This window comes from Streptomyces aurantiaciflavus (genome assembly GCF_049808595.1).
In the GTDB taxonomy this organism is placed as follows: Bacteria; Actinomycetota; Actinomycetes; order Streptomycetales; family Streptomycetaceae; genus Streptomyces.
Genome location: NZ_JBNCAQ010000040.1, coordinates 29,596 through 55,279 on the forward strand (window position 1 = coordinate 29,596; position 25,684 = coordinate 55,279).

Sequence of the window (25,684 nt, forward strand, 5' to 3'; positions counted from 1 at the left end):
GCGGGGGTCCGGGGGCGGCGGCCCCCGGGCCACGGCGACCGCGGCGGACGGTCACCGGAACCGAACGGTGACCTCGGACCGGGTCAGACCAGATTCACCGCACGCGCGGACGTCGCCCCGATCTCCGCGGCGACCTCGCCCAGCACACCCGCGGACACGGTGTCGTCGACGGTCAGCACCGCCAGCGCCTCCCCGCCCACGGCCGCACGGGCGACCTGCATACCGGCGATGTTGATGCCCGCCTCGCCGAAGATCCGGCCCACGGTGCCGACGACACCGGGACGGTCCTCGTAGCGCAGCACGACCATGTGGTCGGCGAGCGCGAGGTCGACGTCGTAGTCGCCGACCGCGACGAGCTTCTGCAGGTGCTTCGGGCCGGCCAGGGTGCCGGAGACCGCGACCTCCTCGCCGCTGCCGAGCGTGCCGCGCACGGTGACGACGTTGCGGTGGTCGGCCGACTCCGAGCTCGTGGTCAGCCGCACCTCGACGCCGCGCTCCTGCGCGAACAGCGGGGCGTTGACGTACGACACGGTCTCGTCGACGACGTCCTCGAAGACGCCCTTGAGGGCGGACAGCTCCAGCACCTTCACGTCGTGCTGGGTGATCTCGCCGTAGACCTCGACGTCGAGGCGGACCGCGACCTCACCGGCGAGCGCGGTGAAGATCCGGCCGAGGCGCTCGGCGAGCGGCAGGCCCGGCTTGACGTCCTCGGCGATGACACCGCCCTGGACGTTCACCGCGTCCGGCACCAGCTCACCGGCGAGGGCGAGGCGGACGGACTTGGCGACCGCGATACCGGCCTTCTCCTGCGCCTCGTCCGTGGAGGCGCCGAGGTGCGGGGTGGCGACGACCTGGTCGAACTCGAACAGCGGCGAGTCGGTGCACGGCTCCTTGGCGTACACGTCGAGGCCGGCGCCGGCGACCCGGCCCTCCTTGAGTGCGGAGTACAGCGCCTCCTCGTCGACGATGCCACCGCGGGCCGCGTTGACGACGCGCACGCTCGGCTTGACCTTGCGCAGCGCCTCGTCGCCGATGAGGCCGACCGTCTCCGGCGTCTTGGGCAGGTGGACGGTGATGAAGTCGGAGACCTCGAGCAGCTCGTCCAGCGACAGCACCTTCACGCCCATCTGCGCGGCGCGCGCGGGCTGCACGTAGGGGTCGTAGGCGACGACCTTCATGCCGAAGGCGGACATGCGCTGGGCGACGAGCGCGCCGATACGGCCGAGGCCGACGACACCGAGGGTCTTCTCGGCGAGCTCCACGCCCGTGTACTTGCTGCGCTTCCACTCGCCGTTCTTCAGCGCGGCGTTGGCCTGCGGGATGTTGCGGGCGGTGGCGAGGATGAGACCGCAGGCCAGCTCGGCGGCGGTCACGATGTTGGAGGTGGGGGCGTTGACGACCATCACGCCGGCCTTGGTGGCGGCGGAGACGTCGACGTTGTCCAGGCCGACGCCGGCTCGTGCGACGACCTTCAGCTTGCTCGCGGCGGCGATCGCCTCGGCGTCCACCTTGGTGGCCGAGCGGATCAGGATCGCGTCGACGTCGGCGATGGCCGGGAGCAGTTCGGCTCGGTCCGCTCCGTTGCAGTGCCGGATCTCGAAGTCCGGGCCAAGCGCGTCCACGGTCGCGGGCGACAGCTCTTCAGCGATGAGTACGACAGGTTTCGAGCTCACGTGAGTCCTCACAAGTCCAGAGCATGCGGACGGCCGTCCCGACGGCCGCAGGCGGAGGAGGGGGAGCGGCGCCGGGGAATTTCGGGTGCGTTCCCGCGTCGTTCGGTGCGTGCTTTCGGCGTGCCGGGTGAAGGTCCTCGTAGCGGAGCTACTTGGGCCTTCGGCCGGTGCGGCGAGAGTGCGTGCCGGGCGGCGTGGGGGCGTGCTCGCAATTCCTCGGTGTCGCTGGGCCGCGTGGAAGACGCACGACGCTGTGGGCCTGACGCGTATGTAGTGCAGCAGTGTAGTGCTGCGGCAAAGGTCGTCATGCGCCTCTGCGGAAGGATCACCCGTCCGTGGTCGGACGGGATGGACAACACCGTTTCACGGGACAACACCGTTTCACACGACGTTACCCGGGGTTGGCCGAAGGGGCCGGAGCAGCAGGCTCCGGCCCCTGGGGACATGTCGTTCACACGCCCCGCGGCGCGAGGCTCACGCCTCCTCGTCGACCCAGCTCATCAGCTTGCGCAGCTGCTTGCCGGTGGTCTCCAGCAGGTGCTCGGAGTCCTGCTGCTTGTACTCGTTGTACTTCTTCAGGCCGCCGTGGTACTCGTCCATCCACTGCTGGGCGAAGGTGCCGTCCTGGATCTCGGCGAGGACCTTCTTCATCTCGGCCTTGGTGGCGTCGGTGATGATCCGCGGGCCGGTGACGTAGTCGCCCCACTCGGCGGTCTCGGAGACGGACCAGCGCATCTTCTCCAGGCCGCCCTCGTACATGAGGTCCACGATCAGCTTCAGCTCGTGCAGGCACTCGAAGTAGGCGATCTCCGGCTGGTAGCCGGCCTCGGTCAGGGTCTCGAAGCCCGCCTTGACCAGCGCGGCCGTACCACCGCAGAGAACGGCCTGCTCACCGAAGAGGTCGGTCTCGGTCTCCTCGGTGAAGGTCGTCTTGATGACGCCGGCGCGGGTGCCGCCGATGCCCTTGGCGTACGACAGCGCGAGCGCGAAGGCGTTGCCCGAGGCGTCCTGCTCGACGGCGGCGATGCAGGGAACGCCGCGGCCCTCCTCGTACTGGCGGCGGACCAGGTGGCCCGGGCCCTTCGGGGCGACCATGGCGACGTCGACGCCGGCCGGGGGCTTGATGAAGCCGAAGCGGATGTTGAAGCCGTGGCCGAAGAACAGCGCGTCGCCGTCCTTCAGGTTGGGGGCGATGGACTCCTCGTAGACCTGGGCCTGGATGGGGTCCGGCACCAGGATCATGATGACGTCGGCCTCGGCGGCGGCCTCGGACGGCGTCACCACGCGCAGGCCCTGCTCCTCGGCCTTCGCCTTGGACTTGGAGCCCTCGTGCAGACCGACCCGCACGTCGACACCGGAGTCACGCAGCGACAGGGCGTGCGCGTGGCCCTGGCTGCCGTAGCCGATGACCGCGACCTTGCGGCCCTGGATGATGGACAGGTCGGCGTCAGCGTCGTAGAACAGCTCGGCCACTTTGGGTTCTCTCCTTGAGTGCAGGTGTTGCGTCCCACCGTATGACGGCGGGGGGAAGGGAAGTTTCGGGGTCTCGCTATACGGGCGGGATCCGGGCGGCCGATGTCACCCGGCCGCCCGAACGCGTCCTTACGCCGATCGGTCGAGTGCGCGCAGCGACCGGTCCGTGATCGAACGGGCGCCGCGGCCGATCGCGATCGTGCCGGACTGGACCAGCTCCTTGATGCCGTACGGTTCCAGCATCTTGAGCATGGCGGAGAGCTTGTCGCTGCTGCCGGTGGCCTCGATGGTCACGGCCTCCGGGGAGACGTCCACGGTCTTGGCGCGGAACAGCTGGACGATCTCGACGATCTGGGAGCGCGTCTCGTTGTCGGCGCGCACCTTCACCAGAACGAGTTCACGCTGAACCGCCTGCGACGGCTCCAGCTCGACGATCTTCAGCACGTTGACGAGCTTGTTGAGCTGCTTGGTGACCTGCTCCAGCGGCAGGTCCTCGACGTTCACCACGATGGTGATGCGGGAGATGTCGGGGTGCTCGGTGACACCGACCGCGAGCGAGTCGATGTTGAAGCCGCGGCGGGAGAAGAGGGCGGCGATCCGGGCCAGGATGCCCGGGGTGTTCTCCACCAGGACGGAGAGCGTGTGCTTGGACATTTCTCTTTCGTCTCTCTCGCTCAGTCGTCTTCGTTGTCGCCGAAGTCGGGGCGGACGTCCCGGGCGGCCATGATCTCGTCGTTGGAGGTGCCGGCGGCGACCATCGGCCACACCATGGCGTCCTCGTGGACGATGAAGTCGATGACGACCGGACGGTCGTTGATGGAGTTCGCCTCTTCGATGACCTTGTCGAGGTCGGCCGGGTCCTCGCAGCGGATGGCGTAGCAGCCCATGGCCTCCGACAGCTTCACGAAGTCGGGGACGCGGGTGCCCCGGGCGTCCGGGTTGACGTCGTTCGGACCGGAGTGCAGCACGGTGTTGGAGTACCGCTGGTTGTAGAACAGCGTCTGCCACTGGCGGACCATCCCGAGGGCGCCGTTGTTGATGATGGCGACCTTGATCGGGATGTCGTTCAGGGCGCAGGTGGTGAGCTCCTGGTTGGTCATCTGGAAGCAGCCGTCGCCGTCGATCGCCCAGACCGTCTTCGCGGGGGCTCCCGCCTTGGCGCCCATGGCGGCCGGGACCGCGTAGCCCATCGTCCCGGCGCCGCCGGAGTTCAGCCAGGTGGCGGGCTTGTCGTACTGGATGAAGTGCGCGGCCCACATCTGGTGCTGGCCGACGCCCGCCGCGAAGATCGTGCCCTCGGGGGCGAGCTGCCCGATGCGCTCGATGACCTGCTGCGGGGAGAGCGAGCCGTCCCCCGGCTGGTCGTAGCCGAGCGGGTAGGTCTCGCGCCAGCGGTCGAGGTCCTTCCACCAGGCGCTGTAGTCGCCCTGGTTGCCCTCGCTGTGCTCCTTCTGCACGGCCTGGATCAGGTCGGCGATGACCTCGCGCGCGTCCCCGACGATCGGGACGTCGGCGGCGCGGTTCTTGCCGATCTCCGCCGGGTCGATGTCCGCGTGGACGATCTTGGCGTACGGGGCGAAGCTGTCGAGCTTGCCGGTGACGCGGTCGTCGAAGCGGGCGCCGAGGGCGACGATCAGGTCGGCCTTCTGCAGACCGGTGACGGCGGCCACCGAGCCGTGCATACCGGGCATGCCCAGGTGCTGCGGGTGGCTGTCGGGGAACGCTCCCAGCGCCATCAGGGTGGTGGTGACGGGCGCGCCGGTCAGCTCGGCGAGGACCTTCAGCTCGGCGGTGGCGCCGGACTTGATCACCCCGCCGCCGACGTAGAGGATCGGCCGCCTGGCGGAGGCGATCAGCTTGGCGGCCTCGCGGATCTGCTTGGCGTGCGGCTTGGTCACCGGGCGGTAGCCGGGCAGGTCCATGGTGGGCGGCCAGGAGAAGGTCGTCCGCGCCTGGAGGGCGTCCTTGGCGATGTCGACCAGGACCGGGCCGGGGCGGCCGGTGGAGGCGATGTGGAAGGCCTGCGCGATGACCCGGGGGATGTCCTCGGCCTTGGTGACCAGGAAGTTGTGCTTGGTGATCGGCATGGTGATGCCGACGATGTCCGCCTCCTGGAAGGCGTCCGTGCCGATCGCCTTGGAGGCGACCTGGCCGGTGATCGCGACCAGCGGCACCGAGTCCATGTGGGCGTCGGCGATCGGCGTGACCAGGTTGGTGGCGCCCGGGCCGGAGGTGGCCATGCAGACGCCGACCTTGCCGGTGGCCTGTGCGTAGCCGGTGGCCGCGTGGCCGGCGCCCTGCTCGTGACGGGCCAGGACGTGGCGCACCCGGGTGGAGTCCATCAGCGGGTCGTACGCGGGAAGGATCGCACCGCCGGGAATGCCGAATACCGTGTCGGCGCCGACCTCCTCGAGAGAGCGGATGAGGGACTGCGCACCCGTGACGTGCTCGACGGTGGCGGAGTGTCCTCCGGATCGGGGCCGCGGCTGCGGGTGATGGGCCCCGGTGGCCTGCTCGGTCATCGGCATTCTCTTCTCGATGCTGAGGGTTTTGCTGGGGGGTCTGGCTGGGAGTCTGGCTGGGTGTTTTGCGAAGTTCGTGCGGTGTGCGACTGCTGTACGCCTGGCGCCTGTGCAACAAAAAACCCCTCGTGCCAAAAGGCAAGCGAGGGGAGCGCGCCGGTGAGGTCGCTGGGGTTTCCGGATCGTCCTCCGGTGGGTCCCAGCTCAGCCGACGCGCTGTCCAAGTACGAGAATTCGGGTGCGCATGGCACTGACCCTCCCCCCGGCACGCACCCACTGTCAAGTGGGTGGGACGGGGGTCTCATTATGTGAGCGCAGTGCTGTTCCGCCACCAAGGGTTCCCCCTCCCAGGACCGCAGGGACACCACTGGTGTACACCCCGGCGCCGCCGCCCGCGAAGGCGGGCTCGACCTGTTCGTGCGGCACCGGATAGTGGCCGCGGCCGAGCGCCCTGCGCAGCCGGTACTCGTCGAGCGGCCCGGAGAAGGCCGCGCCCTGTCCGTGCGTGCAGCCCATCGCGCGCAGGGCGACGACCTGCTCGGGCAGATCCACGCCCTCGGCCACGGACTGCAGCCCGAGGTCGCTCGCGATCCGCAGCAGCCCACTGGTGATCTTGTGCAGCCGCGCGGACTCCACGACGCCCTCCACCAGACCGCGGTCCAGTTTCAGTACGTCGACCGGGAGCCGGCGCAGTGCCGTTATGGCCACGCAGCCGCCGCCGAAGCCGTCGAGGGCGATCCGGACACCGAGTCGGCGCAGGGCGCCCAGCCGCCGCTCCAGTTCGTCCAGCGACACCTTCGGGTCTATGTCGGACAGCTCGACCATCAGCGACCCGGACGGCAGCCCGTGCCGGGTCAGCAGGGCCTCCACGGAGCCCAGCGGCATCGACCGGTCCAGGAGGCGGCGGGCGCCCACCTGGACCACCACCGGCAGGTTCAGCCCGCTCGCGGCCCGGTCGGCGGCCTGCGCGACGGCCTCCTCGAGCGTCCAGCGGCCCAGCTCGGCGGTCTTGTCGCCGTCCTCCGCCACCCGCAGGAACTCCGCGGGCGTGAAGAGCACTCCCTGGGCGGAGCGCCACCGCGCGTGCGCGGCGACCGACGAGATCCGGCCGTCCTCCAGCCGCACCACGGGCTGGTGCAGCAGCGCGAACTCGCCGTCGTGCAGCGCGGCCCGCAACCGCGTGGCCAACGCCGCCTTCCGTACGACGTCCTGCTGCATCTGCGGCTTGTACAGCTCGACCCGGCCCTTGCCGCCCGCCTTGGCGCGGTACATGGCGAGGTCGGCGTTGCGCAGCAGTTCCCCGGCGCCGAGCCCCGGTTCGGCGAAGGCGACGCCGATGGAGGCGGCGACCCGCACCTCGTTGCCGTCGATCTGGTACGGCTGGGAGAGCGTGACCCTGAGGCGGTCGGCGAGCTCCAGGATGTGCCGCTCCCGTGCGCCGCGGTCACGGGTGGTGTCGCCGACGATCAGGGCCGCGAACTCGTCGCCGCCCAGCCGGGAGGCCGTGTCGCCGTGCCGGACCGCGTCCTGGAGCCTGCGGGCGGCCTGGACGAGCAGCTCGTCCCCGGCCTGGTGGCCGATCGTGTCGTTGACGGCCTTGAAGCCGTCGAGGTCGATGAAGAGGACGGCTGTGTTGCGCAGGGCGGTGCCCCGGTCGGAGCTGCGGCGGCCGGAGAGCGCCTGCTGGACGCGCCGGGTGAACAGGGCACGGTTGGGCAGGTCGGTCAGCGGGTCGTGCTCGGCGTTGTGCTGGAGCTGCGCCTGCAGACGCACCCGTTCGGTGACGTCCCGGCTGTTGAAGATCAGGCCGCCCTGGTGGCGGTTGACGGTCGACTCGACGTTGAGCCAGCCTCCCCCGCTCTCGGCTTCGCCCGAGCGGGAGGCGCCCCCGTCGCCGGAGCGGAAGCGGCACTCGATGCGGGTGGTGGGTTCCTCCTGGGGGCTGGCGGCCAGGAAGCGGCGCACCTCGTGCACCACGCGGCCCAGGTCCTCCGGGTGGATGAGATGGGCCAGCTCCGTGCCCACCAGCTCCTCCGCCGGCCGTCCGTAGACGCCGGCGGCGGCCGGTGAGACGTACCGCAGGACGCCGCTGGGGGCGGCGATCATGATCACGTCGCTGGAGCCCTGCACCAGGGAGCGGAAGTGGTTCTCCGTCTGCGCCAGTTCCTGGGTGAGGGTCATGTTGTCCAGCAGCATGATCCCCTGGCGCACCACGAGGGCGAGCACGACCGCCCCGCCGGTGACCAGCACCACGCGGTCGACGCTGCGGCCGTTGAGGACGTTGTAGAGGATCCCCAGGGTGCAGACGGCGGCGGCGAGGTAGGGCGTGAGGGCGGCGAGGGAGCCGGTGAGGGGCCGCGTGGCCGGATACCGGTTGAGCTCGCCGTCCGGTGCGGACGGCTGTGTGTCCGGACGGCCGGCCGCGCGGCGCCCGCGCACGTGCTCGTGCGCCACGCGCGTGCGCCCCTCCTCCGCCGCGTCCTGCCGGCCGGCGGCCCACGGGGCGTAGGCGAGGAGCAGTGAGCCGGCGAACCAGCCCGCGTCGAGGAGCTGGCCCGAGCGGTAGGTGTGGTGCAGCAGCGGTGAGGTGAACAGGGCGTCGCACATCACGGTCAGCGCCAAGGCGCCGACGGCGGTGTTGACCGCTGTGCGGTTGACCGGTGAGCGCCGGAAGTGCAGCACCAGCACCATGCTGATGAGGGCGATGTCGAGCAGCGGGTACGCCAGCGACAGGGCCGCGTGCCCCACGCTCGGCCCGTCGAGCTGCGCGGCCTGCGCGAGGGCGAGGCTCCACGCCAGGGTGAGCAGCGAACCGGCGATCAACCAGGCGTCCAGCGCCAGACAGACCCAGCCCGCCTTGGTCACGGGCCGGGCGGCGAGCACCAGCAGACCCACGATCGCGGGCGGCGCGAAGCACAGGAAGAACAGGTCGGCGTAGCTGGGGCTGGGCACGGGACGGTCCAGGACGACCTCGTACCACCCCCAGACCAGGTTGCCGAGGGCCGCCATCGTCGAGGAGAGGCCGAACAGCAGCCAGGCGGGTCGAAAGCGGACCCGGCGGGTGCGCGCGTAGAGGAAGCAGGACACGGCGGCGGTGCCCGCCGCTGCCGTGAGTCCGAAGTCGCCCATGATCAGGGCGAGTTGTTCCGAACCCCAGCCGAACGCGGAGCCGACGGCGTAGCCCGCGCACAGCAGGGCCAGGAGGAGTTGGTGGGCCATGGTCGATCCGGGGCCGCAGGACGGCGACCCGGTCGGTGGCGTCCCCGCCGGAGCCTGTGCCCGCAGCGCTCCGTCGAGGAGGGTCGTGGAGGTCGGCGGCGAACTCACCGGGTCCTCCCGGTCCCCGTCGCTCCCCGGTCCCGCGGCGTCGGCTGCGGCTGCCTCCTGCCGCTGGTGGGCCTGCGGTGGTGATGGCTGTGCCGACTGCCGTGACCGGGGCCACCGTGTGTGCTCGTGGCCGTGCAACAGGGTCGCCGGCGGCGGCTCCGCCGCGTCGGATCGTTCGTCCATAGGCCGTGCATCGCCCGTCGCCCCCCTCACAGTCTGATGTCCATCCCCGGCGCCGAACGGTGCGCGGCGCAGCCCCTGTCGGGACGATACACCAGTCTCGTCACTCAGGGACATAGGTTCTCTACGCTCCGTGACGACCAGCGGCAACGTGCGCACTGACCGCGTTCGGGGGACTGCGGAGGGTACCCGAACCGGATCACGCGTGTGCCGTGCTCGTCATGCCTCGTCGGTGGCGCCCGTCGTAAGGATCACGTTGCGCAGGGGCCGCCGGTTCACGAAACGGTCCAACTGATCCGTCAGCAGGCGTTCGGCGCGGGGCCGGAAGGCCGACGTGGGGCCGCCGACATGGGGGCTGATCAGCACACCCGGCGCCTGCCACAGCGGGTGGGCGGGGGGCAGGGGTTCGGGTTCGGTGACGTCCAGGGCCGCGGTGAGGCGGCCGCTCTCCAGTTCGGCGAGCAGGGCCTTGCTGTCGACGACGGCGCCGCGGGCGACGTTGACCAGCAGCGCGCCGTCCTTCATACGGGCGAGGAAGTCGGCGTTCGCCAGGTGCCGGGTGCTCTCCGTCAGGGGCGTGGAGAGGATGACGACGTCCGCCTCGGGGAGCAGGGAGGGCAGTTCGGTGAAGGGATGCACCGGACCGCGCTCCGTTGTGCGCTGGGAGCGCGCGACGCGCGCCACCCGCGCCACCTCGAAGGGCACGAGCCGGTCCTCGATCGCCGATCCGATCGCCCCGTACCCCACGATGAGGACGTTCTTGTCGGCCAGCGCGGGCCGGAAACCGCCGAGCCACTCCCCGCGGTCCTGGGCGCGGACGAAGTCGGGGACACCGCGCAGGGAGGCGAGGACCAGGGTGAGGGTGAGCTCGGCGGTGCTCGCCTCGTGCACCCCGCGCGCGTTGCACAACCGCACGCCCGGACGCAGCAGCCCGAGGCCCGGCAGCACGTTGTCGACGCCGGCCGACAGCGTCTGCACGACCTCGACGGAGCTCAGGTGGGGCAGCGGGCGCCGGCAGACCTCGGCGGGCTTCATGTAGGGGACCACGTAGTACACGCACCGGGCCGGGTCCGCGGGGAACTCCGCGCCCCCGTTCCAGAAGAGATAGTTCAGGCCCTCGGGGAGCCCTTCGATCTCGTCCGGCGGGATGGGCAGCCACACGTCAGCAGTCATGCTCAGGAGGCTATGTGAGGCACGCGCGTGTGCAGAGGTTAGGTTGGGTGCCAGGAGAGGGAGGATCACGAGCAGGTGGAGTGCAGGACGATCGGCGCGGCGGCGCTCACGGTGGGGGCCGTCGGACTCGGGTGCATGCCGATGAGCTGGGCGTACAGCGGGTCGCGGCAGCGGGGCGACGAGTCGCTGAGGGCATTGCACCGGGCGCTGGATCTGGGCGCGACCCTGCTGGACACGGCCGACATGTACGGCCCGTTCACCAACGAGCTGTTGGTGGGGCGGGTGTTGAAGGAGCGGCGCGAGGACGCGTTCGTGTCGACGAAGGTCGGGCTGCTGGTGGGTGAGCAGCACATCGTGGCCAACGGCCGCCCCGGGTATGTGAAGCGGGCCTGTGACGCCTCGCTGAGGCGGCTGCAGACGGACGTCATCGACCTGTACCAGCTGCACCGCGCCGACCCCGAGGTGCCCGTGGAGGAGACCTGGGGGGCGATGGCGGAGCTCGTGCGGGCGGGCAAGGTGCGGGCGTTGGGGCTGTGCGCGGTGGGAGCGCGGGGCGGCCGGCGTTCGGGCGGGCGGCTGTACGACGCGACGATCCGGCAGTTGCGGCGGGTGCAGCAGGTCTTCCCGGTGAGCGCGGTCGAGGCGGAGCTGTCGGTGTGGTCGCCGGAGGCGCTGGACACGCTGCTGCCGTGGTGCGAGCAGCGCGGCGTCGGTTTCCTGGCGGCGATGCCGCTGGGCAACGGCTTCCTCACCGGGACGCTGACCCCGGGCGAGGGCTTCGAACCGGACGACATGCGCGCCCGTCATCCCCGCTTCACCGCCGAGATGATGGCCGGGAACCAGCCGATCGTCGCCGGCCTGCGCCGGGTGGCCGCACGGCACGGCGAGACCGTGACGGCCGCGCAGGTGGCCCTGGCGTGGGTGCTGGCGCAGGGCCGGCACGTGGTCCCGGTGCCCGGCGCCAAGCACGAGCGGTGGGTGACGGAGAACGCGGCGGCGGCCGGGCTGCGGCTGACGGAGCAGGACCTGACCGAGGTGGCGGAGCTGCCGGCGGCGCAGGGCTCGTGGGATTAGGGCCTGCCGGTCCGGCGGAGAGTGGGGGCGTGCCGGGCCCCGCGTCTGCTGCGCGGTCCGCCGGACGGGCCGCCCTCGAACCCGGACCGGGGCGGGGGGTGGGGGGCGGGGAACGCCGGCGGCATCGGGTTGCGGTGATCGGGAACTCATGAGGCGCTCGCGGTGTAAGACAAGTAGGACCTGCCGTTGGACCGCCGTGTCGAAGGGACCAAGATCGTGCGACGTCGAGCAGTGACGGCCGTGCTGGCCGCGAGTGCGCTCCTGTTGGCGGCCGGCTGCTCCTCCGACGGCGGAGGAACACCGGGCCCCGCCGGGAGCCCGTCGCCGAGTACCTCGGCCGCGCGAAGCTCGCCCTCGCGGGGGGCGGCCGAGGAGATTCCGCCCGCGAAGGGCACGGTGAAGGTGGTGCGTACGGTCGCCGAGGGCCTGAACACCCCGTGGGGCCTCGCTCCGATCCCCGGCGGCGGCGGTCTGCTGGTCTCCTCCCGCGACGAGGGGACGATCACGCGGATCGACGAGAAGACCGGCGCGAGGACCGAGCTCGGCGAGGTGCCGGGCGTCTCGGCGGACGGCGAGGGCGGCCTCCTCGGCATCGCCCTCTCCCCCGACTACGCCTCGGACCACATGATCTACGCGTACTTCACCTCGGCCTCGGACAACCGCGTCGTGCGCATGCTGTACGACGCGGACAAGCCGGCCGGCGAGCAGCTGGGCGCACCCGACACGGTCTTCAAGGGCATCCCCAAGGGCTTCATCCACAACGGCGGCCGGATCGCCTTCGGCCCGGACAGGATGCTCTACGTGGGCACGGGCGAGAGCGGCGACAAGGGCCTGTCCCAGGACAAGGAGTCCCTGGGCGGCAAGATCCTGCGCCTGACCCCCGAGGGCGAACCGGCCCCGGGCAACCCGTTCCCGGACTCCCCGGTGTACTCGTACGGCCATCGCAATGTGCAAGGGCTGGCCTGGGACTCCGAGCAGCGTCTCTTCGCGGCGGAGTTCGGCCAGAACACCTGGGACGAGCTGAACGCGATCAAGCCGGGCGACAACTACGGCTGGCCGGAGGTCGAGGGCACCTCGGACGACGCCAAGTACCACAACCCGCTGGCCAAGTGGCGCACGGACGAGGCCTCCCCGAGCGGCATCGCCCACGCCGAGGGCTCGATCTGGATGGCGGGTCTGAGGGGCCAGCGTCTGTGGCGCATCCCGCTGAAGGGCACGGAGGCGTCGGCGGACCCGCAGCCCTTCCTGCAGGGCGACTACGGGCGGCTGCGCACGGTGGTCTCGGCGGGCGGCAACAAGCTGTGGCTGACGACCAGCAACACGGACGGACGGGGCACACCGAAGGAGGGCGACGACCGGATCCTGGAGCTGGAGGTGAGCTGAGGCACCCGCTCACTCCCGGCTCACTCCCCCGTGGCGTCCGCCTCGTCCTCGTCCACCTCGTCCTCGTCCGCCTCGTCGACCTCGTCCACCGGCTTGGGCGGACGGACGACGACCTTCCCGGACGCGAGGTCTATCGGTCCGCGCCCGGGATCGGCGTCGCCGACGTCCTCCCGGGTCAGCTCCAGCCGGTTCTGCTCGTCGCGGGTGTGTTTGCGACCCGGGGAGAACAGTTCCTCGAAGACGTTGAACATGGTTCTTCCTTTCCGGGCCGCGTCACGGCGATGGTTACTCGTCCTCTATGAGCGACTGGGTGAGGATCGCCACGGAGATCAGGATCAGGAACGCTCGATGGACGATGTGGTCGACGGTCAGGCCGGGCGCCACGGAGACGACCCGGATGTCCTCGCCGCTGACAGCCTGCGACACGGGGATGAACGGGTCCTCGGCAAGCTTCGGCAGACCGCGCTCCAAGAGCTTGCGCCGGTCTTCGGGGAGCGCGTCACGCCGTGCTGCGGCACGCTCGGTGTACTCGATCTGGTACACCACGGCTCCTCCCTGGTCGCCTGCCGCCATTATCCCGCGACCGCCCGGTGATCCGCCCCCGCCGGGAACAGTCCCAGCCGGTGCGCCACGGCCGCCGCCTCGCCCCGGCCCGAGACGCCGAGCTTGGACAGGATGTTCGAGACGTGGACGCTGGCCGTCTTCGGGGAGATGAAGAGTTCCTCGGCTATCTGGCGGTTGGTGCGGCCGGCCGAGACCAGGCGGAGGACGTCACGCTCGCGACTGGTGAGGCCGAGGGCGCGGGCCGGGTCGTCGGGGGTGGGAGCCCGGCCGGCGCCGAGGGTGAGGCGGGCGCGCTGGGCGAGCAGGGCGACGGCGTCGGCGAGCGGGCGGGCGCCGAGGTGGTCGGCGACGGCGTGGGCGAGGCGGAGCAGTTCCGTGGCGCGGTCGCGTGCGCACTCGGTGCCTCCGCCGGCGAGGAGGGCCTCGGCCAGTCGGTAGCGGACGCGGGCGAGGTCGTAGGGCCGTTCCAGCGGTTCGAAGGCGGTGACGAGCTGCGACCAGAGGTCGGGAACGGCCTGGCCCTCGGCTCGGCGGAGTTCGGCGCGGACCCACTGGTCGGTGGCGAGCCAGAGAGGGGCGCCCGTGGGGAGTGTCCGGGCGGCCTCGCGGATGCGGTCGAGGATCTGCGCCCGGCCCTGTTCGGCGTCGGGCAGCCCGCGTGCGTCGGTCTCGGCCGCCGCGGCGGCGAGCAGCACCGGCCAGGCGTAGCGCTGGGTGCCGGGTGGGAAGCCGGTGTCGATGGCGCGCTCCAGTTCGGCGCGGGCGTCGAGCAGACGGCCCTGCGCCGCGGCCACGCCGATCGTGATCCGGGTGAGGGGCAGTGCCTGCTGCGGCATGGGGTCGTGGGTGCCGTAGAAGGCGCGGGCGGTGGCGAGGTGGGCGGCGGCCTCCGCGACGTCGCCGTGGCTGAGGGCGAGGTTGGCCATGCGCAGCGCGCCGGCGCCCTGGGGTTTGGCGCTGTGGCCGACGCGCAGGGCGCCCGCGGCGGCCTCGGCGGCGGCGTCCCAGCGGCCGAGTGAGTACAGCGAGTCGGACAGGTTGCCCCACACCCACGCCTCGGAGTCGAGCAGGCCGAACTTCCGGGTGTGGGCGAGGCCCTCCTCCAGGATGGGGACCGCCTCGCGGGAGCGGCCGACGGCCTCGAGTTCCGAGGGCAGGTTCACATGGGCGCGGCCGGCCACGGCGGTCATGCCCTCGGCCAGCGCCCGTTCCTTGACCTCGTACAGCTCGGCCAGTCCGGCCTCGACGTCACCCGCGTCGACCATGAGGCAGCCGAGGGTGAGGCGGGCGTTGAGCTCGATCTCGCGGACGCCGACCATGTGCGCGTAGTCGACGGCGCGCTCGGCGGCCGCGAAGGCGTCGGGTCCGGGTTCGTGCAGCATCGACCAGTTGGCGACGGTGGTCAGCACCTCGGCGTGCACCTCGGACGGCGGCAGTCCGCGCACCAGGTCCTGCGCGGTGGCGAGTTCCTTCCAGCCGTCGCCGCGGGCCAGGGCCTGCACGAGGCGGGAGCGCTGCACCCAGAACCAGGCGGCCCGCAGGGGGTCGTGCTCGTCCGCCAGGAGGTGCAGGGCCCGCTTGGTGATCTTCAGGGCGCGTTCACGTTCCCCGCAGAGCCGGCCCGCGACGGCGGCTTCCGCCATGAGGTCGAGGTAGCGCAGGGGCGTGGTGGCCGGGTCGCAGCCGCAGGGAGGATAGACCTCGGTGTAGTCGACGGGGCGCAGCCGGGCCCGCACGTCCTCGGGGGTGCTCTCCCACAGTTCCATCGCCCTTTCCAGGAGCCGTAGTTGCTCGCTGTAGGCGTGGCGGGAGCGGGCGGCGACGGAGGCGTCCAGGACGGCCGGGAGGGCCTTGGCGGCGTCGTGCGCGTGGTACCAGTAGCTGGCCAGGCGCATCACGCGCTCGTCGGCGGGGACGAGCGTCGGGTCGGCCTCCAGGGCCTCGGCGTAGCGGCGGTTGAGGCGGGAGCGTTCGCCGGGCAGCAGGTCGTCACCGACGGCCTCGCGGACCAGGGAGTGGCGGAAGCGATACCCGTCGCCGGCGGGTGTGGCGAGCAGGATGTTGGCGCCGACGGCGGCCCGCAGCGCCTCGATCAGGTCGTCCTCGGCGAGCCGGGCGACGGCGGTCAGCAGCCGGTACTCGACGGTGGAGCCGCCCTCGGCGACGATCCGGGCGACGCTCTGGGCGCTCTCGGGCAGTGCCTCGACGCGGACGAGCAGCAGGTCGCGCAGGGAGTCCGTCAGGCCGGTGCAGCAGCCCTCGTGGGTGGCGACGGCGAGTTCCTCGACGAAGAAGGCGTTGCCGTCGGAGCGTTCGAAGATGTCGTCGACCTGGGCGGGGTCGGGTTCGTACGCCAGGATTCCGGCGATCTGGCGGCCGACCTCCTCGCGGGTGAAGCGGGCGAGTTCGAGGCGGCGGACCGTGCGCAGCCGGTCGAGTTCGGCGAGGAGGGGGCGCAGCGGGTGGCGGCGGTGGATGTCGTCGGAGCGGTAGGTGGCGAGGACGACGAGACGGCCGGTGCGCAGGGTGCGCAACAGGTAGGAGAGGAGGTGGCGGGTGGAGGCGTCGGCCCAGTGCAGGTCCTCCAGGGCGACGACGACCGTGCGGTCGGCGGCGACGCGTTCCAGGAGGCGGGCGGTGAGTTCGAAGAGGCGGGCCATGCCCTCCTCGTCGTGCCGGCCCGTGCGTGCCTCGCCCATCTCGGGCAGCAGCCGGGCGAGTTCCTCCTCCTGGCCTGCGGCCGCGGCGGCGAGTTCGTCGGGCAGGGCGCGGCGCAGGGCGCGCAGGGCGGTGGAGAACGGGGCGAACGGCAGCCCGTCCGCGCCGATCTCCACGCAGCCGCCGAGCGCGACTACGGCGCCCCGGCGGCAGGCGGCGGTGGCGAACTCCTCGACGAGGCGGGTTTTGCCGACGCCGGCCTCGCCGCCGATCAGCAACGCCTGCGGCTCTCCCGCGGCGGCGCGGGAGAGCGCGTCGTTCAGGGTGTCCAACTCGTCGGCGCGGCCGACGAATACGGGGCTGACGGACTTGGTCTCCACAGGGGCGAGCATCGCACAGGGCTCCGACACAGCCCCAGCGGTTATCCGCGAGGGTCTCGACGGGGCCCCCGTCGAGACCCTCGTCGGGGCCCTCCTCGGCGCCACCGCCGGCGCGAGCACGAGACCCGTCCCGGCAGGGCGGCCCGCCCCCGTGCGGCCGGCCGCTCCCGGACCGGCGCTCATGCGGTCCGGGCGGAGCGCAGCCTGCCGGGGCCGTGGGTATGCGGCTCGCTCCCGGCGGCGTCGTGGGCGCGCTCGGCGGCCGCGCGGCGGGCGGCGCGCCGGGCCCTGGAGACCTCACGAGCCAGCCGCTCCTGCTCGGCGCGGCGGATCAGCTCGGCGGAACGGGACTGCTGGACGTCGTACGCGAACATGGTGTGCCCTCCGGAGAAGTCGCTGGTGGTGGCCTCGCTTGCTGCGATGCCTCCACCTTCGTCTCCCGGCCGGGTCCGCCGCATCGGGAGAGTTCCGCATCTTCGGCGGTGGGCGGGGCCTTAGACGCGCGTGAGGGGCCTCAGGGCGGCCATAAGGTGCTTACGGCGGCCCTGAGGCCCCTCGGGACCTGCGGCGACTCAGCCCGCGGACGGCAGTCCGAGCAGCGCGTCGCTGTACTTCAGGACCGCCAGGAGCAGGCCGATCACGCCGAGCGCGACCCCCGCCCAGGAGACCGACTTGATCCACGGCGCCTGCGGCTTGCCGGGCGCCCCGAAGGCGGGCCGGGCCAGCACCACGACACCGGTGATCAGCGCGGCCAGCGCGAACAGGCCGGCCCACAGGGCGGTGGCCTGCCAGGCGTCGCCGTAGATCGCCTGCATCTGCTTGGCGACGCTCGCCGACCTGCTCGACGAGGTCTCCAGCTGGCCGACGAGACTCTGCCGGGCGGAGGCGATCGTGCCGATCCAGCCGCCGGACAGCGACACGAGGCCGAGCGCGGCGGAGACCACGGCGGCGGCGCCCTGGCCGACGCCGGAGGGGCCGTCCGCCGTGCCTTCCCGTGTGTCTTCCTTCTCGGCGGCGGTCTCCGTCCCGTCGGTGTCCGTGCCCTCGTCGTCGGTCGTCGTCACGTCGTCCGTGGCGTCCGCCGCTTCGTTCTTGGTGACGTCCACCGTCTCCTCGTCGCGCTTCGCCTCGGTGGCCTCGGCGCCTGTCGTGGCGCCGGCCTCGTCAACAGTCCTGGTTCCCATGCCTCGCACCGTACGGACGCTCTCTGAGAGGTCTCTTAATGATCGCTGTGAGCGGCACGCGCGCGTGCGGCGCGCCACTCGGGGGCCAGCACGGACCACACTTCGAGGTCGTGCCGTACTCCACCATAGGGGTGGGCCTCCCGGCGCACACCGTCCCGGGTCATGCCCAGCCGCCGGGCGACGTTCAGGCTGGCCTGGTTCCCGGAGGCGGCGACCCACTCGACGCGGTGCATTCCACGCTGCTCGACGGCGAAGTCGATGAGCACCCGCATCGCACGGGTGACCAGTCCACGGCCGGTGGCGGCGGGTTCCAGCCAGCAGCCGACCTCGCAGTTGCCCTGGTCGGCGTGGAAGTTGAGGAAGAGCACACCGCCCACGAGCCTGCCCTCCAGCCACAGGCCGTGCAGGGAGCCGGTGTCGGCGGCGCGCATGTCGGCGTAGCGCTGGAGCATGGCCCGGGTGGAGTCCACGTCCGTCTCCTTGACCCCCAGGGAGATGAACCGCCCGATGAACTCCCGCCCCCGGTCCAGGTGCGCCAGGACCTCCTCGGCGTGCCAGGGCTCCAGGGGACGCAGTTCGGCTCCGTCGTCACCCAGCGATATCGCGTACATCCGGCTGCGTGCCCTTCTCGAGTTCCTCCACCATCGCGGTGAGCCTCTCATGGGCGGCACGGGACTCGGGCGGCTCGATGCTGATGCGCGGCAGGCGCCGGTCGAGCCAGCGGGGCAGCCACCAGTTGGCGCCGCCGAGCATGTGCATGAGGGCGGGGACGAGGAGGGTGCGCAGGACGAACGCGTCGAGGGCGACGGCGGCGGCGAGCGCGATGCCGAACATGGCGATCACCCGGTCGCCGCTGAGGACGAAGGCGAGGAAGACCGAGATCATGATGACCGCGGCGGAGTTGATCACCCGGCTGGTCTCGGCGAGGCCGATCCGGACGGCACGCCGGTTGTCGCCGGTCTCCAGCCATTCCTCGTACATCCGGCTGACGAGGAAGACCTGGTAGTCCATGGAGAGTCCGAAGAGCACCGACACCATGATCACGGGGAGGAAGGGCTCGATCGGGCCGGCGCGGCCCAGCCCCAGCAGTTCGCTCCCCCACCCCCACTGGAAGATCGCGACGACGACGCCGAACGCCCCGGCCACGGCGGCGACGTTCATCGCGGCGGCCTTCAAGGGGATGCCGACGGACCGGAAGGCGAGCAGGAGCAGCAGACAGCCCAGGCCGATGACAACGCCGACGAACAGGGGCAGTTTGCCGACGATGACGTCCGCGAAGTCGTCGTAGCCGGCCGTCACCCCGCCGACCCGCACGTCGAGCGAGGTGCCGCTCTCGGCCCGCGGGAGCACCTCGGTGCGCAGCCGGTCGACGAGGTCGCTGGTCCGCTGCGACTGCGGTGAGGACTCCGGTACGACGGTGAGGTACGCGGTGTCGCCGCCCGCGCTGTACGTCGCCGGTGTCACCGAGGCCACGCCCTCGGTGGTGCGCAGGGTGGCGTCGAGGTTGTCGAGGGCGAGCCGGTCCTCGGCGCCGTCGACGTGGGTCACCAGCGTCAGCGGGCCGTTGACGCCTGCGCCGAAGCCCCCCGCGAGGAGGTCGTAGGCCTGGCGAGTGGTGCTGGATATGGGGCCGTTGCCCTGGTCGGAGGTGCCCAGGCGGAGGGAGAGCGTGGGCAGGGCGAGGACGGCGACGACGACGAGGGCGAGCGCGCCGAGCAGTTGGGGGTGGCGCTCGACGAACGCGGACCAGCGGGCGGCGAGACCGGTGGGCAGTTCGGGCTCGGGTCCGTGCTCGGCGAGGCGGTGCCGCTCGCGGCGGCTGAGGGCGTGCGCGCCGATGCAGGACAGCAGGGCGGGCAGCAGGGTCACGGAGGCCGCGACGGTGAGCACGACGGTCAGGGAGGCGGCTGTCGCCACGCCGTTGAGGAAGTTCAGACGCAGGATCAGCATGCCCAGCAGGGCGATGCACACGGTGGCGCCCGCGAAGACGACCGCACGGCCGGTGGTGGCGACGGCGCTCGTGGCGGCCTCGGTGACCGACAACCCCCGCTTCAGACCGCGCCGGTGACGGGTGACGATGAACAGGGCGTAGTCGATGCCGACGCCGAGCCCGACCAGCATGCCGAGCATGGGCGCGAAGTCGGCGACGGTCATGGCGTGTCCGAGCAGCACGATCCCGGCGTACGCGGTGCCGACGCCGACCAGGGCGGTGGCGATGGGCAGCAGCGAGGCGGCGAGCGATCCGAACGCGAGGAACAGCACGACCGCGGCGACGACCACGCCGACGGCCTCGGCGAGGTGCCCGCCGGAGGACTCGGTGAGCGCGATCGCGCTGCCGCCCAGCTCCACCTGGAGCCCGTCGCTCTCGGCGGACTTGGCGGTGCTGACGACGGCTCGGGCCTCGCCCTGGTCGATGTCCTCGGCCCGGTCGGCGAAGACGACGGTGGCGTACGCCGTCCGCCCGTCCTCGCTGATCTGCGCGGCGCCCAGGTCGCCGTAGGGGCTGACCACGGACGCCACGCCGGGCAGGTCCGCGATCTCGTCCAGGGCGCGGGTCATCGTCTGTTCGACGGCGGCGGCGCGGACGGTGCCCGAAGTGGCGTGCCAGACAACGGTGTCGGTGTCACCGCCGAGGCCGGGGAAGGCCTCCGCGAGCAGCCGGGTGGCGTGGCCGGACTCGGTGCCGGGGACCTCGTAGTCGTTGGAGTACGAGGAGCCGGTGACCACGGCGGCCGTGGCGGTGCCGCCGAGGGTCAGGAGCCAGAGCAGGACCGCGACGAGACGGTGTCGGACACACCACTGGGCAAGGGCTGCCACGAACGTGCTCCCGGAGGTGAAGTGTGGATCTTTGACCGGGAACAGTGCATGAACTGAACGGCCCGCAAAGAACGCGTGAGCAATGTGAGGCCACTCTGACAGGCGGAACATGATCGTTCGGCGCGATCATGGGCTTGTGCACAAGAGTGGGAGACAGATCACAGGACAATAACGGCGGTGCTGTCGGCGGCCGTTACCGCACTCAGTCGGACTGGTCACCGACCGCCATGATCATCACCCCGGCGATCAGCAGCCACAGCGCGCGCCGGGTACGGCCCCGGGAGCCGAGGACCGCGGCGAGGGCGCAGACGGCGGCGCCGAGGGCGTAGGCCGCCGGGACGAGGGCCGGGGCGGAGCCGGTGAGGCGCAGGAGTGCCGCGGCGAGGCCGGCCAGGGTGAGCAGGGCGCCGGTGCCGGTCGCCGTCCAGCGGGCCCGCCGCGCGTCCTCGTCGCCGTACTCCTCGTCCGTCTCCGGGTCCTGCGGGTCCGCCTCCGGGTCCTCGGGCACCCGCTGCCCCTGGCGCTCCTGTTCGTTCATCGCGTCGGCCCGTATGTCGTCCTGGGTGTCGGAGTCGGTGGTTCCACTCATGGCGGGCGAGCGTAGCGCGTCGCGCCGAGCGGGCGAGCCGCGGGGAGACGTCACGAGGGGGACGCATCGGTGCCGATACGTCCCCCTCGGGAGTTTCGCGAAGGTCAGCCGACGCCCAGCTTCTCCAGGATCAGCTCCTTGACGCGGGCCGCGTCGGCCTGGCCGCGCGTGGCCTTCATCACGGCGCCGACGAGGGCGCCGGCCGCGGCCACCTTGCCGCCGCGGATCTTGTCCGCGACGCCCGGGTTGCCGGCGATGGCCTCCTCGACGGCGGCCGTCAGCGCGCCCTCGTCGGAGACGACCTTCAGCCCGCGCTTGTCGACGACCTCGTCCGGGGTGCCCTCGCCCGCGAGGACGCCCTCGATGACCTGGCGCGCCAGCTTGTCGTTCAGGTCACCGGAGGCGACCAGCCGGCTCACCCGGGCGACCTGCTCCGGGGTGATGGCCAGTTCGTCGAGCGCCTTGCCCGACTCGTTGGCGCTGCGCGCCAGTTCACCCATCCACCACTTGCGGGCGGAGGCCGCGTCGGCACCGGCGTCGATCGTGGCGACGATCGGCTCCAGGGCGCCGGCGTTGAGGATCGCCTGCATGTCGGTGGCGGAGACGCCCCACTCCTCGCGCAGACGGCTGCGGCGCACCAGCGGCAGCTCGGGCAGCGCGGCGCGGATCTCCTCGACCCACTCGCGCGTGGGAGCGACCGGCACCAGGTCGGGCTCGGGGAAGTACCGGTAGTCCTCGGCCTCCTCCTTCACCCGGCCCGAGGTCGTCGACCCCGTGTCCTCGTGGAAGTGCCGGGTCTCCTGGACGATCGTGCCGCCGGAGGAGAGCACGGCCGCGTGCCGCTGGATCTCGAAGCGGGCCGCGCGCTCCACGGACCGCAGCGAGTTCACGTTCTTCGTCTCGGAGCGCGTGCCGAACTTGTCGGCGCCCTTCGGCATCAGCGACAGGTTCACGTCGCAGCGCATCTGGCCCATCTCCATACGGGCCTCGGAGACGCCGAGCGCCCGGATGACCTCGCGCAGCTCACGGACGTAGGCCCGCGCGACCTCGGGAGCACGCTCGCCCGCGCCGACGATCGGCTTGGTGACGATCTCGATGAGCGGGATGCCGGCGCGGTTGTAGTCGAGGAGCGAGTGCGAGGCGCCGTGGATACGGCCCGTCGCGCCGCCGATGTGCGTCGACTTGCCGGTGTCCTCCTCCATGTGGGCGCGCTCGATCTCCACGCGGAAGACCTCGCCGTCCTCCAGCTGCACGTCGAGGTAGCCGTTGAAGGCGATCGGCTCGTCGTACTGGGAGGTCTGGAAGTTCTTCGGCATGTCCGGATAGAAGTAGTTCTTCCGGGCGAAGCGGCACCACTCGGCGATCTCGCAGTTCAGCGCGAGACCGATCTTGATCGCGGACTCGACGCCGGTCGCGTTGACGACCGGGAGCGCGCCGGGCAGGCCGAGGCAGACCGGGCAGGTCTGGGTGTTCGGGTCGGCGCCGAGCGCGGTCGAACAGCCGCAGAACATCTTGGTCTTGGTGCCGAGTTCGACATGGACCTCGAGGCCCATGACGGGGTCGTACGACGCCAGCGCGTCCTCGTACGACACCAGGTCGGTCGTGGTGGTCACGGTGAAACTTCCCTCTCAGCCCAGCAGGACGTCGTCGTCGCCCAGCCGCTTCAGCTCGCGGTAGAGGATGGCGAGGCCGGTGACGATGGCGGCGGCGGACACGGTGGCGTCGATCAGGACCAGCGTGTCCTTCTCGGCGCGGGCCTTCTTGAGACGCTTGGCGACACCGATGGCGCCGAAGGCGGTGGCGGCCATGGACAGGTACGTGCCGGACTTGGACTTCTTGAAGCCCTTGGCCTTGGTCAGTGCACTCACAGCGACGGAGCCTCCTCGAGCAGCGGGTGCCCCCACTTTTCCACGAAGGCGGCCTCGACGGCGGCGCCGACCTTGTAGAGCCGGTCGTCCTTCAGCGCCGGGGCGATGATCTGCAGGCCCACCGGGAGGTTGTCCTCCGGGGCGAGACCGCAGGGCAGCGACATGGCCGCGTTGCCCGCCAGGTTGGTCGGGATCGTGCAGAGGTCGGCGAGGTACATCGCCATCGGGTCGTCGGCGCGCTCACCGATCGGGAAGGCGGTGGTGGGCGTGGTCGGCGAGACGATCACGTCGACCTGCTCGAAGGCCTTCTCGAAGTCGCGGGTGATGAGCGTACGGACCTTCTGGGCGCTGCCGTAGTACGCGTCGTAGTAACCGGAGCTCAGGGCGTACGTGCCGAGCATGATGCGGCGCTTGACCTCGGCGCCGAAGCCCGCCTCACGGGTGAGGGAGGTGACCTCCTCGGCGGAGTGCGTGCCGTCGTCGCCGGTCCTGAGGCCGTAGCGCAGTCCGTCGAAGCGGGCGAGGTTGGACGAGCACTCGGACGGCGCGATCAGGTAGTACGCGGAGAGCGCGAGGTCGAAGGACGGGCAGTCCAGCTCGACGATCTCGGCGCCCAGCTCCCTCAGCAGCTCGACCGACTCGTCGAAGCGCTGGATGACGCCGGCCTGGTAACCCTCGCCGCGGAACTGCTTGACGACGCCGACGCGCATCCCGGCGACGCTGCCGTTGCGGGCGGCCTCGACGACCGGCGGGACCGGGGCGTCGATGGAGGTGGAGTCGAGCGGGTCGTGCCCGGCGATCACCTCGTGCAGCAGCGCCGCGTCCAGGACCGTACGGGCGCAGGGTCCGCCCTGGTCGAGGGAGGACGAGAAGGCGACCATGCCGAAGCGGGACACCGCGCCGTACGTCGGCTTCACGCCGACCGTGCCGGTGACGGCGGCCGGCTGGCGGATGGAACCGCCGGTGTCGGTGCCGATGGCGAGCGGGGCCTCGTAGGAGGCGAGGGCCGCGGAGGAACCGCCGCCGGAGCCGCCGGGGATACGGGTGAGGTCCCAGGGGTTGCCGGTGGGCCCGAAGGCGCTGTTCTCGGTCGAGGACCCCATGGCGAACTCGTCCATGTTGGTCTTGCCGAGGATGACGACGTCGGCGGCCTTCAGCCGCTTGGTGAGCGTCGCGTCGTACGGCGGGATCCAGCCCTCGAGGATCTTCGAACCGACGGTCGTGGGCACGCCCTCGGTGGTGAAGATGTCCTTGAGCGCGAGGGGCACGCCGGCCAGCGGACCGAGCTTCTCACCGCGCTCCCGCTTCTCGTCGACGGCACGGGCCTGGGCCAGGGCGCCCTCGCGGTCGACGTACAGGAAGGCGTGCACCTTCTCGTCGACGGCCTCGATGCGGGCGAGGTGGGCCTCGGTGACCTCGACGGCGGTGAGCTCGCCGGCGGCGATCTTCGCGGCGATCTCGGCGGCCGTGAGCTTGATGATGTTCACGTTCTCCGTCATGGCGGTCAGTCCTCCCCCAGGATCTGCGGCACCTTGAAACGCTGCTGCTCCTGGGCCGGGGCGCCGGAGAGCGCCTGCTCGGGGGTGAGCGACGGACGGACCTCGTCCGCGCGCATGACGTTCGTCAGCGGGAGCGGGTGCGAGGTCGGCGGTACGTCTTGGTCGGCGACCTCGCTGACGCGGGCGACCGCGCCGATGATGTCGTCCAGCTGTCCCGCGAAGTGGTCGAGCTCTTCGGGCTTCAGCTCCAGACGCGCCAGCCGGGCGAGGTGGGCGACCTCCTCGCGCGTGATGCCAGGCATGCAGCGTTCCTCTGGGGTGAGTGTGTGTGGTTTGGACCCAATCCTAGGGGGCACGGCCGCGTGCCCGTGAAACGGTTCGCCAGGGCCGGGCGTCAGCGGCGCCCTTCCCATGCCTCGCTGCGCAGGAAGTGGTTGTCGTAGAGCTCCTGCACTTCGAGGATGCTCTCGGGGGCGGCCTCCCCCAGCCTGATGCGCTGGAGATGGCGGAAGTACTCGAAGCGTTCGACGCCGGGCGTGATGACGATCAGGAGGTCGGCGCTGCTGCCGGGGGCCGCGGCGAAGGCGTGCGGCCTGCCCGGCGGGACGATGACGAGGTCGCCGCGCTCGGCGGTGACGATGTCGTCGCCGGACAGGACCCGGGCCTCGCCGTCGAGCAGGAAGAACATCTCGGCGGAGTGGTGGTGCAGATGCGGGCGGGCGCCGTCGGCGCCCTCCGCCAGCGTGACGCGCACGGTGGACAGCGCACCGCCGGACGCGCTGCTGTCGGCGAGCAGCTTGACGGCGACGGGATCGCCGCCGACGACCTCCGCGTCGGCGTCGCGGACGATCACGGAGTCGTCGAACCTCGGCACGAACAGTGACATGACTTCTCCCTGTGCTGGTGGTCCGGGGCGGTCAGAGCGCGAAGAGCAGTCCGGCACTGATGAGCACAACGACCGCGGTGGCGAAGTGAATCCCGAAGGCCACGGCCTTGGTGCCGCCGTGCCGCAGGACGATCAGCGTGTCCACGAGCGGCATGATCGCGACGACGAGCATGTACCAGGCCTCGGCGCGGGCGCCGACGAAGAAGAGCAGGGCGAGGCCGAGGATGCCGAAGGTGCCGTCCCTCATGCCCTTGACCGTGAGATAGGCGCCGGCGTCCCCGTTCGGCTCGGCGGGGACGCCGTAGCCGGCGGCGGAGAGGCGGGGCTGGAGCAGGAAGCGGGCGCCGATGAACAGGACGAAGAGGTCGAGGACGACAGCGAGTGTGTAGGCGGCGACGGTCATGGCGGATCCCCCTTGGTCGGCAGCCCGGTTT

22 protein-coding genes are annotated in these 25,684 nt (G+C 71.5%); 2 read left to right on the forward strand and 20 right to left on the reverse strand.

Annotated elements, in window-relative coordinates; all coding sequences use genetic code 11:
- Positions 1 to 83: 83 nt before the first annotated feature.
- The 6 genes from serA to ACPT94_RS35195 form a co-directional block, all read right to left on the reverse strand.
- A complete protein-coding gene (gene serA / locus ACPT94_RS35170) occupies positions 84 to 1,673 on the reverse strand; it encodes a phosphoglycerate dehydrogenase (protein WP_425247711.1) in 1,590 nt (529 codons plus the stop codon).
- 474 nt (positions 1,674 to 2,147) lie between these two features.
- Complete coding sequence (ilvC, locus tag ACPT94_RS35175; RefSeq protein ID WP_425247712.1) at positions 2,148 to 3,146, reverse strand: ketol-acid reductoisomerase; 999 nt, start codon at positions 3,144 to 3,146, stop codon at positions 2,148 to 2,150.
- Between the two features lie 129 nt (positions 3,147 to 3,275).
- Positions 3,276 to 3,800, reverse strand: a complete 525-nt coding sequence (gene ilvN / locus ACPT94_RS35180) for an acetolactate synthase small subunit (protein WP_166002432.1) — start codon at positions 3,798 to 3,800, stop codon at positions 3,276 to 3,278.
- A 20-nt stretch (positions 3,801 to 3,820) separates the two neighbouring features.
- Positions 3,821 to 5,668: an acetolactate synthase large subunit gene (locus tag ACPT94_RS35185; protein ID WP_360351162.1), complete on the reverse strand. Its 1,848-nt coding sequence runs from the start codon at positions 5,666 to 5,668 to the stop codon at positions 3,821 to 3,823.
- A 279-nt stretch (positions 5,669 to 5,947) separates the two neighbouring features.
- Positions 5,948 to 8,995, reverse strand: a complete 3,048-nt coding sequence (locus tag ACPT94_RS35190; RefSeq protein ID WP_360351159.1) for a putative bifunctional diguanylate cyclase/phosphodiesterase — start codon at positions 8,993 to 8,995, stop codon at positions 5,948 to 5,950.
- A gap of 399 nt (positions 8,996 to 9,394) precedes the next feature.
- Entirely contained in the window at positions 9,395 to 10,348 is a 954-nt protein-coding gene (locus ACPT94_RS35195; RefSeq protein ID WP_360351156.1) for a 2-hydroxyacid dehydrogenase, read from the reverse strand.
- 75 nt (positions 10,349 to 10,423) lie between these two features.
- Between ACPT94_RS35195 and ACPT94_RS35200 the strand changes: the two genes are divergently transcribed.
- Positions 10,424 to 11,422: an aldo/keto reductase gene (locus ACPT94_RS35200; RefSeq protein ID WP_360351153.1), complete on the forward strand. Its 999-nt coding sequence runs from the start codon at positions 10,424 to 10,426 to the stop codon at positions 11,420 to 11,422.
- Positions 11,423 to 11,638: 216 nt separating this feature from the next.
- The gene (locus ACPT94_RS35205; RefSeq protein ID WP_360351150.1) at positions 11,639 to 12,805 is read left to right on the forward strand and encodes a PQQ-dependent sugar dehydrogenase; all 1,167 of its coding nucleotides are present in this window, start codon (positions 11,639 to 11,641) and stop codon (positions 12,803 to 12,805) included.
- Positions 12,806 to 12,825: 20 nt separating this feature from the next.
- On the opposite strand, the gene ACPT94_RS35210 is transcribed toward ACPT94_RS35205, so the two are convergent.
- The 14 genes from ACPT94_RS35210 to ACPT94_RS35275 form a co-directional block, all read right to left on the reverse strand.
- A complete protein-coding gene (locus ACPT94_RS35210) occupies positions 12,826 to 13,056 on the reverse strand; it encodes a DUF6191 domain-containing protein (RefSeq protein ID WP_360351148.1) in 231 nt (76 codons plus the stop codon).
- Positions 13,057 to 13,090: 34 nt separating this feature from the next.
- Positions 13,091 to 13,348, reverse strand: a complete 258-nt coding sequence (locus tag ACPT94_RS35215) for a type II toxin-antitoxin system RelE family toxin (RefSeq protein ID WP_425247713.1) — start codon at positions 13,346 to 13,348, stop codon at positions 13,091 to 13,093.
- 29 nt (positions 13,349 to 13,377) lie between these two features.
- Complete coding sequence (locus ACPT94_RS35220; RefSeq protein ID WP_425247714.1) at positions 13,378 to 16,419, reverse strand: helix-turn-helix transcriptional regulator; 3,042 nt, start codon at positions 16,417 to 16,419, stop codon at positions 13,378 to 13,380.
- A 167-nt stretch (positions 16,420 to 16,586) separates the two neighbouring features.
- The gene (locus ACPT94_RS35225) at positions 16,587 to 16,781 is read right to left on the reverse strand and encodes a hypothetical protein (RefSeq protein WP_360351140.1); all 195 of its coding nucleotides are present in this window, start codon (positions 16,779 to 16,781) and stop codon (positions 16,587 to 16,589) included.
- A gap of 198 nt (positions 16,782 to 16,979) precedes the next feature.
- Positions 16,980 to 17,591 carry a hypothetical protein gene (locus ACPT94_RS35230; RefSeq protein WP_425247715.1) on the reverse strand — a complete coding sequence of 204 codons (612 nt, stop codon included), beginning with the start codon at positions 17,589 to 17,591 and terminating at the stop codon, positions 16,980 to 16,982.
- A 35-nt stretch (positions 17,592 to 17,626) separates the two neighbouring features.
- Positions 17,627 to 18,202, reverse strand: a complete 576-nt coding sequence (locus ACPT94_RS35235; protein ID WP_360351135.1) for a GNAT family N-acetyltransferase — start codon at positions 18,200 to 18,202, stop codon at positions 17,627 to 17,629.
- The gene (locus ACPT94_RS35240) at positions 18,180 to 20,408 is read right to left on the reverse strand and encodes an MMPL family transporter (RefSeq protein ID WP_425247716.1); all 2,229 of its coding nucleotides are present in this window, start codon (positions 20,406 to 20,408) and stop codon (positions 18,180 to 18,182) included. Before ACPT94_RS35240 ends, ACPT94_RS35235 begins: the two co-directional genes overlap by 23 nt.
- Positions 20,409 to 20,610: 202 nt before the next feature.
- Complete coding sequence (locus tag ACPT94_RS35245) at positions 20,611 to 20,997, reverse strand: hypothetical protein (RefSeq protein ID WP_360351129.1); 387 nt, start codon at positions 20,995 to 20,997, stop codon at positions 20,611 to 20,613.
- 104 nt (positions 20,998 to 21,101) lie between these two features.
- Positions 21,102 to 22,610 (reverse strand): Asp-tRNA(Asn)/Glu-tRNA(Gln) amidotransferase subunit GatB, encoded by a 1,509-nt coding sequence (gatB, locus tag ACPT94_RS35250; protein ID WP_425247717.1) that lies wholly within the window; start codon positions 22,608 to 22,610, stop codon positions 21,102 to 21,104.
- A gap of 15 nt (positions 22,611 to 22,625) precedes the next feature.
- The gene (locus tag ACPT94_RS35255) at positions 22,626 to 22,865 is read right to left on the reverse strand and encodes a hypothetical protein (protein WP_289940019.1); all 240 of its coding nucleotides are present in this window, start codon (positions 22,863 to 22,865) and stop codon (positions 22,626 to 22,628) included.
- Complete coding sequence (gatA, locus tag ACPT94_RS35260; RefSeq protein ID WP_360351123.1) at positions 22,862 to 24,364, reverse strand: Asp-tRNA(Asn)/Glu-tRNA(Gln) amidotransferase subunit GatA; 1,503 nt, start codon at positions 24,362 to 24,364, stop codon at positions 22,862 to 22,864. The genes ACPT94_RS35255 and gatA overlap by 4 nt, the downstream gene beginning before the upstream one ends.
- A 5-nt stretch (positions 24,365 to 24,369) precedes the next feature.
- On the reverse strand, positions 24,370 to 24,666 hold the full coding sequence (gene gatC, locus ACPT94_RS35265) for an Asp-tRNA(Asn)/Glu-tRNA(Gln) amidotransferase subunit GatC (protein WP_018531282.1): 297 nt from the start codon (positions 24,664 to 24,666) through the stop codon (positions 24,370 to 24,372).
- A gap of 92 nt (positions 24,667 to 24,758) precedes the next feature.
- Positions 24,759 to 25,250 (reverse strand): cupin domain-containing protein, encoded by a 492-nt coding sequence (locus ACPT94_RS35270; RefSeq protein WP_425247718.1) that lies wholly within the window; start codon positions 25,248 to 25,250, stop codon positions 24,759 to 24,761.
- A 31-nt stretch (positions 25,251 to 25,281) separates the two neighbouring features.
- Positions 25,282 to 25,653: a DUF4267 domain-containing protein gene (locus tag ACPT94_RS35275; RefSeq protein WP_425247719.1), complete on the reverse strand. Its 372-nt coding sequence runs from the start codon at positions 25,651 to 25,653 to the stop codon at positions 25,282 to 25,284.
- Between the last annotated feature and the right edge of the window lie 31 nt (positions 25,654 to 25,684).